Here is an 18,982-nt window from a genome sequence, read left to right as displayed (position 1 = left end):
CGGCGACGGCGGCGTCGACCCCGCCTACGGCCTCGCGCAGACCGACGTCGAGGGCCTCACCGCCGTCGGAGACGCCAACCTCTTCTACGCGAACGACGAGGGCGCGGGCGGGTACGTCGCCGCGCTCGCCAAGAACCCGATCTGGAAGAAGCTCCCGGCCGTGCAGGAAGGCCGCGCCCACGCGTTCCCCGCGCGCGTGTGGGGCGCCGGCGGCCCGCGCTCCACCGAGCAGGCGATCGACGCGTACGTCGACGTGCTCGACAAGAAGTAACCGAAGCAGAAGCAGGCGGAAGAGGAATCGGGCGAGGCGAAATGAGCGACAAGAAGTGAGCGACAAGAAGTGAGCGACAAGAAGTGAGCACCGTACGCACAGCGGCGGTTCCGGACGGCGGGCCGCTGCCACGCGCCGAGCGCGCCGGTGGCGGCCTCGCCGGGGCGGCCGTCCTCGGCGCCCTGGTCCTCGCGACCGTCCTGGTCGGCATGTGGCACCTGACGCAGGGCACGTCGGGCGTCGGCGTCGGCGACCTGCTGCGCCACCTCGCCGGGCACCAGGACGCGGACGGGGCGCCGGTCGGCGAGATCCTCACCGGCTCGCGCCTGCCGCGCCTGTTCGCGGGCGTCGCGGTCGGCTTCGCCCTCGGCTGCGCGGGCACGCTGCTGCAGTCCGTCACGCACAACACGCTCGCCTCGCCCGACACCCTCGCGGTCACGGCGGGCGCCTACTTCACGCTCACCCTCGTCGCCGCGTTCGGCCTGTCCGTCCCGCTGTGGGCGTCGGGCGCCGTCGCCTTCGCGGGCGGCCTCACCGCCGCGGCGCTCGTCCTGCTCCTCGCCGGACGGGCCGCCGGGACCGCGGGCACCCGCCTCATCCTCGCCGGATCGGCGACGGCGATGGCGCTGGAAGCGGCCACCGGCATGCTCCTCATCCTCTTCAGCAAGAACACCACCGGCCTCTACGCCTGGGGCAGCGGCTCGCTCGCCCAGCTCAACATCGACGCGTCGATGCGCGCCGTCCCGCTCGTCGTCGTGCTCCTCGGCGCGGCCCTGGCGCTGTCCCGGCGCCTCGACGTGATGAACCTCGGCGACGACACCGCCGCCACCCTCGGCGTCCCGATCCGCTCGACCCGCGTGCTCGCCGTCCTCTGCGCGGTGCTCCTGACCAGCACAGCGGTCACTCTCGCGGGCCCGATCGGCTTCGTCGGCCTCGGCGCGCCCGTCCTTGCCCGCATCGTCGCGGGACGCGTCGGCGCGCTCCGCCGCCACCTCTGCCTGGTCCCCGCCGCCGGACTGCTCGGCGCGCTCCTCGTCCTCCTCGCGGACGCGACCCTGCGCGCGGTCCAGGGCGCCGACGGAGCGGCCGCCATCCCGACCGGCGTCCCGACCGCGCTGCTCGGCGCCGTCGTCATCGTCGTCCTCGCGCTGCGGCTGCGCGACACCGGTCACCTGCGACAGCCCCCACGCGCGCGGGTCGCCGTACGCTCCCGCCGCGCCTTCCTCCTCGTCACGTCCGGCGCGGTGGTTTTGCTCGCGATCGCCGCCCTGGCCGGCACGCTCGCCGGAAGCCTGTGGCTGCGCACGGGGGACGTCGTGCAGTGGGCCCAGGGCGGGGCGCCCGACCTGATCGGGCAGGCGCTCGACGACCGGGTCCCGCGCGTCACCGCAGCGATCCTCGCGGGCGCGGCGCTCGGACTCGCCGGATGCGTCGTGCAGGGCGCGGTGCGCAACCCGCTGGCCGAACCGGGCGTCCTCGGCATCACGGCGGGCGCGGGGCTCGGCGCGGCGGCCGTCGCGACATCGGGCCTGGGCGGCGGACAGCCCGTGCTCGTCGCCGTCGCGGTGGCGGCGGGCCTCGCCACGTTCGCGGTGATCGCCCTGCTGTCCTGGCGCGGCGGCTTCCTGCCCGACCGCTTCGTCCTCATCGGCATCGGCATGGGCTACGGCCTCAGCTCCGTCACCACCTTCCTGCTCCTGCGCGCCGACCCGTACGACACGCCCCGCATCTTCACGTGGCTCTCCGGCACGACGTACGGGCGCACGTTCCCCGACGTCGTACCGGTCGCCGTCGCCCTGGCGCTCGCCCTGCCCGTCCTGCTGCTCATGCGCGGGAAACTCGACCTGCTCGCCGTGGACGAGGACACGCCGCGCATCGTCGGCGTCCGCGTGGGCCGCACCCGCTTCGCCGCCCTGGCGATCGCGGCGGTGCTCGCCGCGTTCAGCGTGATCGCCGTCGGCGTCGTCGGCTTCGTGGGCCTGGTCGCGCCGCACCTCGCCCGCTCCCTGGTGGGCGCGCGCCACGGCCGCTCGATCCCGGTCGCGATGCTGCTCGGCGGAGTCCTCGTGTGCGTGGCGGACGCGCTGGGCCGCACGGTCGTGGCGCCCGCGCAGGTCCCGGCGGGGCTGATGATCGCGCTGGTGGGGGCGCCGTACTTCGTGTGGGTGATGAGGAGGTCCGGGACGTGAACGAAGGTGCAGGGATGGACGCGGAACACATGGTGGTGCGCTACGAGGCCGATGACCTGCCGCGACAACTGGCGCGGCTCGCCGACGACGCGGTCCTTGACCGCTGGCGCTCTGTCGACCGCTCGGCGCACGCCCCGCACCTCGTGGCCGTGACCGCCGGGACGGGCGAGGACTGGACGGCCGCCGCGCTGGTGACGTCGCGACCGGGCACGGCGTATCTGAAGATCGTCGATGCCGTCGGCGACGTACGGGCGGCCGTGCGGGCGGTGGAGGCCGAGGCCCGTCGGCGCAGGCTGGCACAGCTCAAGTGGGAGGGCTGGACGGCGCGTCGCGAGGACGCCGCTGCCGCCGGCTTCACGCCTCTGGACGCCCCGGTTGCGCAGTCGGAGGGGGCGAAGGGCCCGGCCGCCGGGTACGTCCGCTGGTTGCACGACGCCACAGCCGCCCCGGCCCCCTCCGAGCCCCCGTACTACGGCCAGAGCACCCACTTCACCTGCGGCGCCGTCACCGCCCTGGTCGCGCGGGCGCACGCGGGGAGCCTGCCGCGGCAGTCGCTCGACCGGCACGCCGAGCTGACGCTGTGGCGCGACGCCACCAACTTCAACGCGTGCGAGCCCGTCGGCCTCGGCGTCGCCCTGCGCCGCGCCTGGCCCGCGTCCCCCGTCACGGTCCACCTCGACACGGACCGCCCGGTCATGCTCGACCACCTCCCGGAGGCGGACCAGGAGTGGCGCGCCGTCCTCCAGCGCGCTTCCCGTACGGAGGCGGAACGCGCCGGAATCCCGGTCGACCCGGACCGCCTCTCCCTGCCCGCGATCCGGGAGACGCTCGAAGCCGGGCGGGGCCATGTGCTGCTCCTCCTCTCCCTCGCGGAGATGCAGGGCTTCGACGTACCGCACTGGGTGCTGTGCCACGGCCTCGCCCCCGGAGCGGTCGTCATCGAGGACCCGTGGGCGAACGCGGCGACGGGGGACACCTGGGTCGACGCGCACCTGCTGCCGGTCCCCGACGCGGCGCTCGAAGCGATGGCGACGATCGGTCCGGACGGTTTCCGTGGGGCTGTGACGATGGGGGCCTGAGGCTGCGACGGGGTCCTGAAGGGATGGGGTGCTGGGCGTTGGGGGCCTGAAGCGATGGGGTGCTGGGCGATGGGGCCCTGAGACCTGGATGTGTGTGAGGTGTTGATACTTGAGGCTTCGCGGAGAGGGAGCTGGAACGACAATGGATATACGCCCCACGACCGACGACGACCTGGACGTCTTCGTCGACACGGTCCACACGGCGTTCGGGAAGTTCCCGGAGACCCCGGTCGCGGACGGCGGGCGCTGGTGGTCGGCGCTGGAGATGGAGCGCGGCCTGATGGCGGTGGAGGCGGACGGGCGGCCCGTCGGCACGGCGGCCGCGTACTCCTTCGACCTCACCCTGCCGGGCGGGGCGCTCACCCCCGTCGCCGGGGTGACGACGGTCGGCGTCGTGCCCTCGCACCGGCGGCGCGGCGTGCTCAGCGCGCTGATGCGGCGTCAGCTCGCCGACGTCCGGGCCCGGGGCGAGTTCCTCTCCGTGCTGCTGGCGTCCGAGGCGCGGATCTACGGCAGGTTCGGGTACGGCCCCGCGACCTTCACGGGCCCCGTGACGGTGCCGCGCCACCGAGCGGAGTGGGCGGCTCCACGGCCCGTACGACGACGCGGGACGGCGCGAGGGGCGTGGGGGACGCGGAGGACGCCGGGGGGACCGGGGGCAGCGGGGACGCGGTGGCGGACACCGGGTCGGTCGAGGTGCTGCGGCGCTCCGACTGCGGTGAGCTGCTTGAGGAGGTCTACGACCGCTACCGCCGCGCTCGGCCCGGCGCGCTGTCCCGTCCGCACCGCTGGTGGGAACGGGGCGCGGGTCAGCCGCCGGTCGCACGGACGCCGCGCTACGTAGCCGTGCACAGAGACGCGAACGGAGTGCCGGACGGCTACGCCAGCTACTCCCTCGGCGGCGACCCCACCACCCTCACGGTCGACGAGACCGTCACCACCGACGACGCGGCCTTCACGGCGCTCGCCCGGTTCGCCCTCGGGCACGACCTGGTGACACAGGTCGTCTTCCGGCACGTCCCGCCCGACCACCCGCTGCGCTGGCAACTCGCCGACCTGCGCGCGGGCGAGGCCGGCGGCCCCGACGACTGGCTCTGGGTACGCCTCCTCGACATCCCGCGCGCCATGGAAGCCCGCGGCTGGTCCACGGACGGCGAACTCGTCCTCGACGTCGAGGACCCGTTCCTGGCCGAACACGGCCGGTACCTGCTGACCGCGCGCGACGGCGAGGCGGCCTGCGTCCCCACGTCCGCCGAGCCCGATCTCTCCCTGGAAGTAAGCGACTTGGGCTCGCTCTACCTGGGCGGCGTGACGCCGAGCACGCTGGTGCGCGCGGGACACGTCCTGGCTCACCACGCGGAGGCCGCCACGCGCGCGGACGCGTTGTTCCGTACGGAGCGGGCTCCGCACTGCCTGCACTGGTTCTGACGGGCCGACGGGCGGCCCGGCGCTCCGTCAACCTCTCCCGCAGGGCCGCCCGCACCGGACGGAGGCTCCAAGTGCCCCGTGTCGGTTGCTCGTGCTAAAGATGGGACGCCCGCGACAAGCGTCCGCGGGGCGGAAGCATCGCTGACGAACGTTGTACGGGTCGTACGGGTCGTACGGGGAGGGGCGGATCGTGTCCGACGGCACGGGGGGTACGGCGCGGGCGGCAGCCGCGGCCCGGACCGGCGCGGCGAAGGCCATGCTCGTCGAGGGCGAGACGCTCTCGACGTTCAAGCGCCGGGTCGACGCGCTGCTGCGCGACCTGGAGAACTCCCGGGCCGCGCCGAAGTCGATCGCGGGCGGGACGTTGCCGAGCGGCCGGCTGGGCGCGTTCGACGAGGCCGACGGGTTGCACTCGGCGTACACGAAGGTCCACGGCCAGCTGGAGAACCTCTCCAAGATGCTGGCCCTGCAGATCGAGGGGCTCGTCGCGACGGTCGACGCGTCCAAGACCGGTTACGACAACCTCGACGACGAGGTGCGCGCACGCCTCAACCGCATCCGGACCCAGGCCGACGCGCTGACGCCCCGCTCCGACCACAGAGGCACGGGCGCGGGCCCGAAGGCGACGGCCGCGGACGGCGAAGCGGGTGGTCTGTGATGGCGCCCCGTACGTGCGGTGACGTCGGCGTCGGCGTTGTCGAGGGGAGGCGCGGGGTATGAGCGACTTCGGTTCCCACGTGTGGGGCATGGCCAAGTCCTACCGGTTCGCGGTGCACAGCCCGGAGGAGCTGTGGACGATGGTCGAGCCCGCGGACGGTGCCACCGCGACGGATTTGGGTGCCCTGCTGACGGCCGCCGCCAAGACGATCAAGGAGATCGGCGGCGACCTCAAGACGCACAGTACGGCGGTCGAGTGGAAGGGCGAGGGCGCCGACGCGTTCCACAAGTGGGTCGACCAGGCGGCGCGGGCGACGCTGAGCCTGGGTGACTTCAGCGAGAGCGCCGGAAAATGGCTGGGCCACGCGGCGGACACGCTGCACGAGGTCAGGCCGCAGCTGGAGGCGCTGAAGAAGTCCAGCGCCTCGGCGCGCTCGATCCTGGACGCGCACGACGCGGCGGCGAAGGACGTCGGCAACCACGGCGGTGGCCCGTCGACGGCCTCGGTCGAGACGGCCAGGACGCGGTACGACAACGATCGCGCCGAAGCGGCTATGTTGATGACGAAGCTCGCGCAGTCGTACGCGGCTTCGACGGAACAGATCGGCGCGCTGGAGGCACCGGAGTTCCCCAAGCTCCCCGAACAGTTCGTGCCCAAACGGATCGACAGTTCCGAGGACAGGTCCATGCCGTCCGAGGACACGGGGACATCCGCCGCGGTCGTCGGGGTCGGTGTCGCCGCGGTCGGCGCCGCAGGCCTGGGGGAGGCGGCCCGCAGCGCCTCCCTGGCAGAAGGCGGGCATCACACGAGCGCCGCACCGTCGGCGAGGCAGGCCCCGAGCATGCCGATCGGCGGACCGGGCGTCGCCCTGGACAGAGCCGTGACGCTTCCGCCGACGACCGCTCCCACCACGGCGCCGACGCCCTCGCCCGCAGTGCCGAGCGGGACGTCGGGGCTCAGTGTGCCGCCGCCGGGAGCACCGCCCCTGTCGGGAGGGGCGGGCCGGTCCACGCCGTCGCCTCGCGGGCCCGTGAGCAACCGCGCCCCGTCGGCGTTCGGCGTGCGCGGAGCGCTCGGCGTCACGGAGGGAACCGGTAGGCAGGGCCCGCCCGCCGCGGCCCGGGGGGTTACGGCCGAACGAGGTGTCCCCGCCACGGGACGGCCGGGCATCCCGGGCGTCCAGGGCGGCACAGCCTCCCAGGTACGCGGCCCGGGCGGCGCGAGCCCGGGGCGCGCGTCGAACGGCATCGAAGGCGGTCGTCCGGTCCCGCAGCAGACAGGGCGCGGCGCGGCCTCGCCTCCCCGGGGGACGGTCGTCGGAGGGTCCCCCGAGGAGCGAAGGCCCGGAGCGCGTTCGGGCACGGCGGAGGGGGCAGCACGTACGGGAGCGACAGCGGGCAGCACGCCGGGCGCGACGGGCCGGGGGACCGGCCGGCCCGGTGGACATCTGTCGGCGGGTTCGGACGGCGTCGTCGGCGGCAGGCCGCAGCAGAGCCCCAACGCGCGCCGCGCGACGTCGTACTCGTCGGCGCAGCCGTCGGGAAACGGCACGCGCGGCGGGGTGATCGGCCCTGCCGGTGTGCCTCAGCGGGCGGCACGCAAGGATGGCCGTCGGAGCGCCGCGGAGGAGCGGACCCGCGAGGACGCGTCGTCGCGCGAGGACGCGGCGTCCGGAGAGCCGCGCCGGCCGGGCCCGCCCCCGACGGCCCGGCGTGACAGCGAAGGATGATCATGGGTTTCCGTACCAAGCAGGTCCGCAGGCTGCGGCTGGCGTCGGTCCTGGCCGGTGTCGTGCTGGTGGGCGTCGCGGTGACGCCCGCGAGTGCCGACTCCGTCCGGGCTCGTCAGTGGTACCTGACCGCCATGCACGCCGAGCAGATGTGGAAGACCAGCACCGGCAAGGGCGTGACAGTCGCCGTCATCGACACCGGCGTCGACGCGGACCTAGCCGATCTGCGCGGCCAGGTCCTGCCGGGCAAGGACTACTCGAAGCACTCCGGTGACGCGCACGCGGACTACGACGGGCACGGCACCGGCATGAGCGTGCTGATCGCCGGTACCGGCGCACGCGGGAGCACCACAGGCTCGTACGGCTTGGCCCCCGGAGCGAAGATCCTTCCCATCCGGATTCCGGACTTCATCGAGAACGCCCGCGAGGACGGCAACCCGGACAGCTATCCGACGTACATGTCCAAGGCGATCCGTTACGCGGCCGACTCGGACGCCCGGGTCATCAACATCTCCCAAGCCAGCACCTGGACCTCGGCGGAGCTGGACAAGGCCATCGCCTACGCGCTGTCGAAGAACAAGCTGGTCTTCGCGGGCGTCGGCAATCTCGGCGCGGGCACCAACCCTCTCCAGTACCCGGCGGCCAGTCCGGGGGCCGTGGGTGTGGGCGCCATCGGCAAGGACCTGAAGAAGACGCAGGAGTCCCAGTCCGGGCCGCAGGTGGACCTGGTTGCCCCCGGTGCGGAGATGATCGCCGCCTGCACGGGGAAGACCGGGCTGTGCGAGACCCACGGCACCAGCGACGCCACCGCCCTGGCCTCCGCCTCGGCCGCCCTGATCTGGTCCAAGCACCCGGACTGGACGAACAACCAGGTGTTGCGGGTCATGCTGAACACGGCGAGCGGCCCGGTCAGTGGCAAGGAGCGCAGTGACGAGATCGGGTACGGCGCCCTGCGTCCCCGGATCGCGCTCACCGACCCCGGCGACCCGGGACCGGCCGACGAGTACCCCCTGCCGGACTACAAGGCCGGGGGCACGGCGGCGCAGGGCGGCGGCGCGAGTGCCGGGCAGTCGGACGGGGCGGCGACGGCCCCGGCCGCGTCGTCCGGCGACGGCTCGTCGGGCGCGCTGCCGTGGATCGCGGCGGGCGTCGGCGGGCTCGTGCTGCTCGGCGCGGCCGGCGGGGCGCTCGCCGTACGCGGGCGTAGGCGCCGGGCGGCGCCGGTGCCGCAGCAGAACTGGGCGCAGCCCCCGTACCCCGCTCAGCAGCAGCAGCGACAGCAACAGCAGGCTTGGCCTTACCAGGGCGATCAGGGCACCGATCGGACGGGCGGGCCCGGACGTTAGGCTTGCCCGCGGTCGGGTGTAGCGCAGAGGTCGACGCGCGCGGTCTCCACAACCGCGAGGACGCCGGTTCGAATCCGGCCACCCGACCGCCGGGGCCGCCGAGGCCGCCCCGCGTCACGCCTTCTTCAGCAGATCGAAGAACACGTCACCGCGCACCACCTCGAACGGCTCCTCCAGCAGGGCGGCGACCTCCGCGATGTCGCTCGGCGTCCAGCTCCACGCGTTGATGGCCGCCGCTACGAAGGACGGGGCGGACGCGTCCCGGCCCTCGATGTGGCGCAGCAGCGCGTCGCGGAACTCCGCGCCCTTGCCCTGCGGGTAGAAGTTGCCGATCACCGGGATCCCGGCGGCCCCGGTCCGGAGGTCACCGGTCTCCCAGGACTGGATGATGCCGCGCAGGGGAGTGTGGCGGGCGTAGGAGGTGACGACGCGTTCGTCGAGGGGGACCCAGTGGTCGCCCGCCGCGTTGCGCGGGTTGTAGGCGTACACGAGGTCCATGCCCGTACGGCGCAGGTAGCGGCCGGTGAGTTCGGTGTAGGCCGCCAGGTGCTCCTCGGGCCAGGACGCCGGATACGTGTAACCGGCGCCGGACGGGCCGCAGATGAGGAGGTCGTTCGCGGTGGCGGTGCGCTGGTAGTGGGCGAGGAGCGCGGGGCCGAGGTCGGCGAGGAGGGGGCTGACGGTCCAGTTGACGGGGACGGTGCCGCGCGCCGGGTCGTCCCAGATGTCCCGCATCCGGCGCTGGCAGTACTGCGCGTTGTCGCCCTCGCCGACGGTGAAGGTGACGTAGACGCGATTGCGGAGTCGCGTCCTCGGCCGCGTACGGACCCGCGAGTCGATCTTCGCGGGCGCTCCCGCGTGGACCGTCGCGTTCATGTAGAAGTCCGTGGCGACGACCTCGATGCCGTGGCGCGAGGCGCGGTCGACGCCGCCCCATTCCCCGGCCACGTCGTTCGGGAACCAGCCGGTGTACGGGGTGGTCGGGGCGTAGCGGCTCAGCGTGTCGTCGAGCAGCTCGCCCGTCTCGCCCGCAGGCGGCAGCCACACGACCATGGCCTTGCTCGCGACCACGTAGTCACGGAAGTTGGGGAACGGCTCGGTGCGGGTCGGCGCCGTGGTGGTGGCGGTGACGAGGTACTGGTTCCACAGATCGACCTCGGCGACCAGCCGCCCGGTGCCGGCGGGGACGGGGAAGCGGTAGACGAAGTAGCCGCCGCTGCCGTCTCCAAAACGGTTGGAGTCGCCGCCGATCGAGGAGTTCAGACCGTCGAAGAGGTACGGGGCCTCGGCCTCGGTGCCCGGCGTGAAACGGGCGACCTCCGCCCCGTCGTCGGCCGTCACGACCACGGCGCCCACGGACGCGCCCCAGCCGTCGTCGCCGAAGGAGTCCTGGAACCGCAGGTAGACGGCGTCCACCGGGTCGGCGCCGGTCAGTTCCGGGCTCAGGTCGAGGGCGCGTACCCGGCGGTTGGAGCTGTCGCGCACCCGCGTCGTCTCCCGCGCGACCTCGCGCCACCGCACCCCCGGGACGCGGACGGTACGGGTCGGCGGGAGCCCGGCCACCAGCGTGCGGGCGCACCGCGGGAAAAGGTGTCCCAACTGCCAGCGGTAGGTGGCCGATACGTCGTCGGGGTCGAAGCGGCCGCGCAGGTCGGCGACCGTGCGCAGGCCGTGCGTGCGCGCCTGTTCCGCGGTGGCCGCCACGGCGTCCGAGAGGCCCGCCAGGGTCGTCGCGACGTTGACCGAGTCGGGCACGTCCGGGTCGGTCAGCACGGCGCCGCGCACCTCGCCGCGGTACCGGTCGAGGAGGTCGAGCGCGTGGTCGTGGTGGGTGACCGCCGCGCCGGTGCCGGTCAGCCAGCGCAGGTCGGCGTCACCGGCGTCGTAGCTGAAGTAGAGGCGGGGCGCGCGGCGGTTGACGACGCCCTGGAGGGTCGTGAGCAGCAACTGGTCGTGGCCGTCGAGCGCGCTGACGTCGGACACGTCCAGTTTCGTGGGGCGGCCGAAGGAGGGGAGCAGGCGGCCGGCGGCCGTCCGGGGTGTGCCGATCGCCTGGTGCGGGGGCAGGGACAGTCCGAGTCCGCCCGCCGCGAGCACCGCGCCGCCCGTGCGCAGCAGACCTCGCCGAGTCACCATCGATGATCTCCGTTCCCCCGCGCGGGTTTCCGCGCTCGGATGTCGACATCGTTGTCAGCCGTCGCCGAACGTAACGACGGGACACGGCAGTTGTCCATGGTGCGATCAAGACAGTCCTCAGCCGAGTCCTCAGCCGAGTCCTCCGCTTAGTCCTCAGCCGAGTCCTCAGCCGAGTCCTCCGCTTAGTCCTCAGCCGAGTCCTCCGCTGAGTCCTCAGTCGAAGCGCAGGCTTCCGGTCCGTTCCCGCTTGAGCTCGAAGAAGTCCGGGTGCTTCGCGAGCGTGCGTACGGCGTCGAAGAGGCGGGCCGCTTCCTCGCCGCGGGGAATGCTGTTGAGCACCGGGCCGAAGAAGGCCGTGCCGTCGATGTGCAGAGTGGGCGTGCCGACGTAGCCGTCCGAGGCGGGGTCCTTGCCCGCGTCGTGGCTGCGGCGCAGGGCGTCGTCGTGCTCGGACGTGCGGGCCGCGTCCGCGAGGGCGGCGGGCAGGCCGAGTTGGGCGAGGGCGTCGGCGGTGACGGCGTCGAAGTCCTTCTCGCCGCGGGTGTGGATACGGGTGCCGAGAGCGGTGTAGAGGTCGCGCAGTACGCCGGGTGAGCTGTGCCGCGCGGCGGCCACGGCGACGCGGACGAGACCGAGGGAGCGGTCGACGAGGTCGCGGTACCAGGCGGGCAGTTCATTGCCCTCGTTGTGCAGGTAGAGGCTCATGACGTGGAACCGCACGTCCAGGTCGCGCAGCGGCTCCACCTCAAGGAGCCAGCGCGAGGTGATCCAGGCGAACGGGCAGGCGGGGTCGAAGAAGAAGTCGACCCGGGTCGTGGGTCCGGAGGGGGTCGTGGGTGCGGTTGGTGTCTCGGTCATGGGTGCAGCGTAGGTGGCTATTGGCCCGTGACGTGGGGCCAATCGACTCTGGGGCGGCTGGGCCAATTCGCGTGCGGAGCGCCTGTGCGGCCTGTTCGGAACGCCGTGCATCCGGGGGGTCGTGGGGGCGATCCGGCCGCGTGTGAGGGGAGTTGAGCTGGTGGGGCCAGGGCGAGGCGGGGCCGGGGGCCGGGGGAGGGAACGGCTACGCGGTCGCCGACGACCCATGCCTTCCAGCCCATCGACCTTGGCCCCGGCCTCGGCCTTGGCCTCGGCCCCGCCACCACCATCGGCTCGGCCTGCCCGCGAGCGCCTGATCCTTTTCGTGCGCACCCTCTGTACGGATCCTGTTCGCCCGTTGTACGAATTCTCCGTATGTGATGATCCCGATTGCGCACCCACAGGCCGCCACCTGACAACGTTGTCCAATGGCGTGGCCGACGATGCGCGTGTACCGCGACGCTGGAGAAGTCCGTGCCCATAAGACCCGCACGACCCTCGGGGCCCTCAGGACCCGCAAGACGCATGCAACGCACCAGGCCGCGCGCCGCCCTCGCAGCCCTGCTCGCCGGTGCGCTCGGCCTCGCCGTGCTGACGGCCAGCGGCGCCCCGGCCGCGGCGGCGCCCGTCGCGGTGACGTCCTCGGGGACGGCCTCCGGTCCGGCCGGCGGCACGGACTACACCCGGCTCGTCGATCCCTTCGTGTCGACCGCCGGCGACGACGGCAACGACCTGCCGGGCGCCCAGGCCCCGCACGGGCTCGCCAAGGTCAACCCGATGACGACGCCGGACCGCAACCACAGCGGCTACGACCACAACGAGGACCACATCGCCGGGTTCACGGCCACCAACCTCGACGGGGTCGGCGGTTCGGGCGGCGGCGGCGACCTGCTCGTCGTGCCCACCTCGGAGACGTACGAGAGCCGCCCCGCGACCAGCAGCTACGCGCACGCGTACAGCCACGACGACGAGACGGCCGCGCCCGGCCACTACCAGGTGGGCCTCGACTCGCCCGCCGGGACCATCGACGCCGAGATGACGGCGACGACCCGGACGGCGCTGGAGCGCTACCGCTTCCCCGCCGGGTCCGAGCCGAAGCTCGTCCTCGACCTGGCCAACAACTTCACCAGCCGCACCCGCGCCACCCTGGACGCGAAGAAGCAGGCGGACGGCACGACGGCGATCAGCGGGATCATCGCCGGGTCGTTCAACGGCGCCGCGTACCGGATGTACTACCACGCCACCACGAACGTCCCCGTGAAGTCCCTGCGCACCTGGGGGAACAAGGGGCAGTTGAGCGGGGCGACCGCGCAGGACGGCACCGACACCGGCGCCGTCCTCGCCTTCGACCCGGCGGACGGCGGCGGCACGACCGCCGTCGAGCTGCGCGTCACCTTGTCGCCGATCAGCGCCGAGCAGGCCGCGACCGACCAGGCCGTCGAGGTCGGCGGCCTCTCCTTCGACCAGGCACGCGCGCGTACCGAGGCCGACTGGAACCGCACCCTCGGCGCCGTCGCCGTGCAGGCGTCCAAGAAGGCCGACCCGGACGCGTCGCTCACCAAGCTCTTCTACACGCACCTGTACCGCATGTACGCGCTGCCGGTGAACGCCACCAGCACCAGCGGGACCTACCGCGGCGCCGACGGGGCGGTGCACAAGGCCAACGGTTATACGTATTACGACGGCTGGTCCTCCTGGGACGACTTCCGCAAGTTCTCCGTCGAGGCGTACATCGACCCCGCCACGTACCGCGACATGGTGCAGTCGGCGATCATCCTCTTCGCCGACACCCGTACCGCGGGCAAGAGCCTCGGCAGCATCACGCACTCGGTGCCGACCGTGCGCTGGGAGCGGCTGCCCGTCGTCGTCGCGGACGCGCTCTCGAAGGGCTACGACGGCTTCGACCGGCTCGACGAGGCCTACCCCGCGCTGAAGTCCTACGCCGGGTACTACACGGGCGAGCAGCTCCGGCAGGGCTACATCGCGGGCGACCCGGGCACGACCGTGCAGCGCGGATACGACCAGTGGGCGTTGTCGATCATCGCCGACGCACTCGGCAAGGACGAGGACGCCGAGGAGCTGCGCGAGCAGGCGACCATGGCGACCGACCACCTCGTGAAGTCCGGCGCGTGGACCGCGAAGGACGGCACGAAGGTCGGGCTGCTCACTCCGCGCGACGGCGACGGCAACTGGCAGAGCGCCGACCACGAGAAGTTCGAGGAGGCCAAGCTCTACCAGGGCACCCTGTGGCAGTACCACTGGTACGACGCGTACGACATGGGCGGCCTGATCGAGGCCATGGGCGGCGACAAGGCGGGCAGGGCCGCGGTCCTGCACATGTTCGGCGAGGACTCCGACGCCGATGACGGCTCGACCATGCTGCACTCCAACGCCAACGAGATCGACCTCCAGGCGCCCTACCTCTTCAACTACGTCGGTGAGCCGAGCCTGACGCAGAAATGGGTCCGCTCGATCTACACCGGCGAGACCTGGAACCGGTACATCGCGACCGGCTCCACGGGCGAAGCCCCCAGTTCCGGCGGCGAATTCCGGCCCCCGGTCAAGACCAAGGTCTACAAGCTCGCCCCGGACGGCTTCCTGCCGACCATGGACAACGACGCGGGCACCATGTCGACCATGTTCGTCGCGGCGGCCCTCGGCCTGTTCCCGGTGACGGCCGGTTCGAGCGAGTTCCAGATCGGCAGCCCGTTCTTCGACTCCACGACGATCACCTACGCCAACGGCAAGAAGTTCTCGGTGCGGGCGGACGGCGTCTCTGCGGACAACTACTACGTCCAGCGTGCTACGTACAACGGCAAGCGCTTCGGCAACACCTGGCTCGACTACGCGCAGATCATCAGCGGCGGCACCCTGGACTTCACCATGGGGCCCGAGCCGTCCGCCTGGGGCAAGGACACCGAGCCCGCGTACTCGCTGAACACGGATACGGGCGCGCCCGGAAGCGGGAACCCCGGCAAGGGCGAGACCGTACTCTCCGCCCGCCCGGACACCGTCGCCACCGCCGCGAACGGCAAGGTCGACGGCCGTGTTGAACTGACGTTGACCGGCAAGGCGACGTTCGCCGCGCGCAAGGGCAGCAGCCTCACCCGCAGCGGGGCCGCGAGCGTCACCGGACTGCCGGACGGGGTGACGGCGGACCTCAGTGTCGCCGGCTCGCGCAAGGCGACGCTCACGCTCGAGGGCTCGACGAAGACCGACGTACGGTTCGGGTTGACCTTCCGCGACGCGGCGTTCGCCCACAAGGTCCCGGCCTCCTCCGTGAGCGGCACCGGCGTCTCCGTGACCGACCCGCTCGTCATCTCGGCGGCGGCGGTGCGGCGCGCGGCACTCAAGTCGCTCGTCGACGACGCCCTGCTGGTGCGTCCCGGCAGCTACTCCGACGGCTCGTACGGCCTGTTCCGCACCGCGCTGGAACGTGCCCGGACCGTCCTCGCCGACCCCGCCTCCGCCACCGGCACGCTGATGGCCGCGCACGACGCGCTGCGGTCCGCCGCCGACGCGCTCACCCTCGACGAGGGCGGCTACGCGCTCCTCCAGGCCGAGGACCCCGCCCGGATGGAGGGGCCGAGCCTGGTCAAGGAGGCGTACTACTCGGACGGCGACCTCGGCGGCGTCACCGAGGGCTCCTGGGAGCAGTTCACCGGCCTCGACTTCGGCGGCGTCACCCCGCGCGGCGTCTCCGTCCGCTACGCCAACTCCCAGGCCACGACCGCCGCACCGAGCAGCGTGGACATCCATGCCGGTGACAAGGACGGGCCCGTCGTCGCCAATGTCAAGCTCCCCGGCACCGGAGCCTGGTCGACCTACACGACCGTCCAGGCACCCCTCAGGGATGCGCAGGCGCTGCTCGACGCGGGCAGCGCGACGATGGTGTTCCACGCGCCCTCGGGGCAGCAGTGGGTGTCGAACTTCGACTGGTTCCAGTTCTCGCCCTACGACGCCCCGTCGTCCGGCGGGACCACCACGCTCGCCACGCTGACCGCGCCCGGCACCACGGCGACGGGCGGCGGCTCGTCGCCGCTGAAACTGTCCGGCGGCATCTTCGAGAACGTGACGAACGGCGCGTGGGCCGAGTGGAAGAGCACCGCTCTCGCCGACGGCGCGGACACCGTGACCATCAGCTACGACAAGCCCCGCTCCCGCGCGGCGTCGGACTCGCACATCGAACTGCGCCTCGGCACGAAGGACGGCCCGGCCGCCGCCGACGTCCCGCTCGACTACACCGGCTCGGGCTGGGGGACCGTGGCCAGTACGAGCGTCACGCTCGACCCGGCCGTCTTCTCCGGCGCCCAGGACGTGTACGCGGCCTTCGTCTCCAGCACGCAGACCGACGCCCAGCCGTACGTCGCGAACGTCTACTCGCTGACTTTGACGCGGAGCGCCGACACCCCGGTCGGCTTCGACGCCACGGCGTGGAAGGCGCACAGCGGCGGCGGCCTCAAGAGCGAGACGGCCACCTGGAGCGGGGCCGGGTCCACCACCTCGCTGGGTGGTACGTATGACGGGGCCTGGCTCGACTACGGCGACATCGACTTCGGCAGCCGCGCGAAGAACACCGTCACGCTCACGTACGTCAACAACTCGGCGCGCTCCGGCGCCGGTTCGGCCGTCGAGATCCACCTGGACGGCTTCGACAAGGACGCGCCCGGCACCCCGTACGCGACCGTCCCGCTCCCCGTCACCGGCTCCTCCTGGTCGACGGGCGGCACGACGAGCCTGACCCTGCCGAAAGCGATCACCGGCAAGCACTCCGTCCACCTGCGGCTGACGACGAAGGCCGACGCCTCGCACCCGTACGTCGCGAACCTGGGCCGGATCACGTTCAGCCACGTCGAGGCCCCGGCGGAGACGGACCTGACCGCGCTGCGCAAGGCCGTCGAGACCTACGAGGGTCTTGCCGACGACGCGGACCGCTACGGCGCCGTCGACTTCGCGGTGTTCCAGCGCGAACTGGCCGCCGCGCGCGCCCTGCTGGACGCCGACGACGCGACCCAGCTCGAAGCGGACACGCGGACCCGGAGCCTCACCCTGGCCGCCAAGCAGCTCGTCCCGCTGCCGAGGCTGCGCCTGGAGAACCTGGTCACCACCGCGTCGGCGCTCGACAAGGGCCGCTACACGGACGCGTCCTGGGCGAAGTTCACCGACGCGCTCACCAAGGCGGAGGCCGCCGTCGCGGACGACACGGCGACCGACAGGACCCTCACCACTCGGTACGAGTCCCTCGACGGCGCCGTTGCCGCGCTCAAGCTGAAGCGCACGACAGTACCTACTGCGCCCGACGCGGTCGCGGCGACCGCCTCCGGGACGACGGCCGTGAAGGTCGCGTGGTCCGCCCCGCGGGACGACGGCGGCTCACCGGTCACCGGCTACGAGATCACTCTGAGCGGCGGCCACCAGCTGACCGTCCGCGACCCCGACAGCAGGAGCGTGACCTTCACCAAGCTGAAGTCCCGCACCCCGTACACGGCGCGCGTCCGCGCGGTGAACGCCCGTGGCGCCTCGGCCGCGAGCGCCGCCACGCAGCCCGTGGTCGTCGGCGCCGGCCGTCCGCAGACGCCGCACGTGACGGGTGTCGTCACCGACGGCAAGCGGGTCCGGGTGGACTGGCGGCCGGCCGGTGACGGCGGCTTCCCGGTCCTCGGCTACACGGTGACCCTCGACAACGGCACGACGGCGCACGTGCCCGGCGGCACACGCACGGCGCTGCTCACGATCGGCGGCCGGAGCGCGGCGAAGGCGCACGCGGCGACGGTGGAGGCGGTGACCCTGGCCGGTACGTCCTCGGACACGGCCGTGACGATGACCGCGTCCGCGTCCGCCGCCGACCCGGCGGCGTACGAACCGTCCCCGTTCCCCGACGACGTACTGAACGCGAAGTACGCCTCGGACGCCTGGCCCGAGACCGACGACGGGAGCGACTACTTCACCGACCTGCTCAGCGGTTTCGGCGACCTGAAGCCCACGACGCTCGGCGCCGACGCCAAGCTGTCCGGAGAGGCTTCGCTGACCGCCGAGAACGACAAGATCGTCGTCGCCGTCAACAACGCGGCGACGCAGAAGGAGGTCGACCGCGCCGAGACGGACGCCACCAACAGTGCGACGCAGACCATGGCCGACGGCCTGGGTGCCCGCCTCGGCGGGCTCTACCTCGACGCCCTCAAGGGCGGCGACCTGCCCAAGACCAGCGCCCTGTTCTCCCGCGTCACCAAGAACCTCGACACCCACGACGCCGCCAAGGAGCACTACGACTACCTGCGCCCGTACGTGCGGCTCGGGTTCGTCGGGGACGGCGGCCGGATCCGCGAGTCGCAGGACGGTTCGTACGCCGGACTCGCCACCAGCGGCTCGTACCCGAGCGGCCACACCTACAGCGGTTACGAGGCGGGCACCATCCTCGCCACGCTGGTGCCCGAACTGGCCCCGTCGATCCTCGCGCGGACCTCGGAGTACGGGAACAACCGGCTGGTCCTCGGCTTCCACTACCCGCTCGACGTGATGGGCGGCCGCATCGGCGCCCAGGCCACGGTGGCGCACCGCTGGGCGGACCCGGACTTCGCGAAGCTCCTGACGCAGGCCCACACCGAGATGGAGAACGTGCTGCTCGCCCGGTGCGAGAAGCAGGGCTACGGCACCACGCTCACCGCCTGCGCGGGCGACCCGTACGCGGGCCGGAGCACGGCCCAGCACCTCGACACGTACACGCAGCGCCTCACCTACGGCTTTTCCCGGGTCGGCAAGGCGGGACAGACGCTCAAGGCCCCGTCCGACGCGGCGGCCCTGCTGCTCACGGCGTTCCCGGACCTGACCGCCGACCAGCGCACCCAGATCCTGGAGCAGACCGCGACCGACTCCGGCTACCCGCTCGACCTCACCGCCGACGGCGAGGCGAGCTGGCAGCGCATCAATCTGGCGGCGGCCATGGCGGCGGACGTCCGCGTCGCCGCCGACGGAACGGTCACGGTCACCAACGTCTCCGACGCGACCAAGGCGAGCGTCGCCGACGCCTCCGCCCTCACGGTGTCCGGCACCGCGCTCGACGGCTTCGACCCGGCCGTCTCCACGTACGTCGTGGACTGGCCGAGGAACGGTCGGATTCCGGCGGTCGGCGCGGTGGCGGCGGCGCCCGGGGCGCGGGTGAAGGTGCGGGAGGGGAGTGACGTCGTGTCGTCGAAGGGCACGCACCCGACGGCACGCACCATCACGATCACCTCGGCGAACGGCGCGACCACCCGGACCTACACGGTCGCCTTCCACCGCACCCGGTGAT

At 72.8% G+C, this 18,982-nt stretch carries 8 protein-coding genes, 1 tRNA gene and 2 pseudogenes; 9 read left to right on the top strand and 2 right to left on the bottom strand.

From position 1 onward, the window contains the following. From N5I75_RS15020 to N5I75_RS14985, 8 genes and pseudogenes are all read left to right on the top strand, one after another. Positions 1–271, top strand: a pseudogene (locus N5I75_RS15020) (Fe3+-hydroxamate ABC transporter); the annotation flags it as partial. A gap of 83 nt (positions 272–354) precedes the next feature. Beyond that, on the top strand, positions 355–2,460 hold the full coding sequence (locus N5I75_RS15015) for an iron ABC transporter permease (RefSeq protein ID WP_476677722.1): 2,106 nt from the start codon (positions 355–357) through the stop codon (positions 2,458–2,460). Positions 2,461–2,474: 14 nt separating this feature from the next. Further along, on the top strand, positions 2,475–3,539 hold the full coding sequence (locus N5I75_RS15010; RefSeq protein ID WP_476677918.1) for a peptidase C39 family protein: 1,065 nt from the start codon (positions 2,475–2,477) through the stop codon (positions 3,537–3,539). 142 nt (positions 3,540–3,681) lie between these two features. Beyond that, positions 3,682–4,967 (top strand): annotated as a pseudogene (locus tag N5I75_RS15005) (GNAT family N-acetyltransferase). A gap of 190 nt (positions 4,968–5,157) precedes the next feature. After that, the gene (locus tag N5I75_RS15000; protein ID WP_476677720.1) at positions 5,158–5,625 is read left to right on the top strand and encodes a DUF2563 family protein; all 468 of its coding nucleotides are present in this window, start codon (positions 5,158–5,160) and stop codon (positions 5,623–5,625) included. Between the two features lie 58 nt (positions 5,626–5,683). Next, entirely contained in the window at positions 5,684–7,354 is a 1,671-nt protein-coding gene (locus N5I75_RS14995) for a hypothetical protein (RefSeq protein ID WP_476677718.1), read from the top strand. 2 nt (positions 7,355–7,356) lie between these two features. Further along, positions 7,357–8,700, top strand: a complete 1,344-nt coding sequence (mycP, locus tag N5I75_RS14990; RefSeq protein ID WP_476677716.1) for a type VII secretion-associated serine protease mycosin — start codon at positions 7,357–7,359, stop codon at positions 8,698–8,700. A gap of 12 nt (positions 8,701–8,712) precedes the next feature. Continuing rightward, a tRNA-Trp gene (locus tag N5I75_RS14985) sits at positions 8,713–8,787 on the top strand. Between the two features lie 27 nt (positions 8,788–8,814). On the opposite strand, the gene N5I75_RS14980 is transcribed toward N5I75_RS14985, so the two are convergent. Both N5I75_RS14980 and N5I75_RS14975 read right to left on the bottom strand, forming a co-directional pair. Continuing rightward, entirely contained in the window at positions 8,815–10,836 is a 2,022-nt protein-coding gene (locus N5I75_RS14980) for a GxGYxYP domain-containing protein (protein WP_476677714.1), read from the bottom strand. Between the two features lie 213 nt (positions 10,837–11,049). Continuing rightward, positions 11,050–11,694, bottom strand: coding sequence for a mycothiol-dependent nitroreductase Rv2466c family protein (locus N5I75_RS14975; RefSeq protein WP_476677712.1), 645 nt, complete (start codon positions 11,692–11,694; stop codon positions 11,050–11,052). 525 nt (positions 11,695–12,219) lie between these two features. On the opposite strand from N5I75_RS14975, the gene N5I75_RS14970 reads away from it, so the two are divergent. Beyond that, on the top strand, positions 12,220–18,981 hold the full coding sequence (locus N5I75_RS14970) for a glycoside hydrolase domain-containing protein (RefSeq protein WP_476677710.1): 6,762 nt from the start codon (positions 12,220–12,222) through the stop codon (positions 18,979–18,981). Position 18,982: the final 1 nt, after the last annotated feature.

The organism is Streptomyces sp. R818, from assembly GCF_056172735.1.
The sequence above is the reverse complement of the archived record's forward strand: the minus strand, read 5'-3'. Positions and strand labels throughout refer to the sequence as shown.